General features: G+C 48.6%; 1 pseudogene. It reads left to right on the forward strand.

Going from position 1 to position 504, the window contains the following annotated elements:
• A pseudogene (locus R7Z50_RS31435) lies at nucleotides 1-504 on the forward strand (molecular chaperone HtpG); the annotation flags it as partial.

The following is a 504-nucleotide window of genomic DNA, read 5'->3' on the forward strand; positions in this document are numbered from 1 at the left end:
AAAGGCATCGAAGTCATTCTGATGTTCGACCGCATTGACGAGTGGTTGATGAACTACCTAACTGAGTTTGATGGTAAGCAGTTCCAATCGATTACCAAAGCTGGCCTTGACTTGAGTAAGTTTGAAGACGAAGCCGATAAAGAAAAGCAAAAAGAAACCGAAGAAGAGTTCAAATCGGTTGTTGAGCGTACCAAGTCTTACTTGGGTGACCGCGTGAAAGACGTGCGTACGACCTTTAAACTTGCATCTACACCCGCAGTCGTTGTGACGGATGATTACGAGATGGGGACTCAGATGGCGAAGCTACTTGCTGCCGCAGGTCAAGCTGTGCCAGAAGTGAAATACATCTTTGAAATCAACCCAGAGCACGAACTTGTTAAGCGCATGGCGGATGAAGCGGATGAAGAAGCGTTTGGCCGCTGGGTCGAAGTGCTACTTGGTCAAGCCATGTTAGCAGAGCGCGGCTCGATGGAAGATCCAACGCAGTTCGTGGGTGCTATCAAC

Source organism: Vibrio sp. 1249-1, from assembly GCF_033340495.1.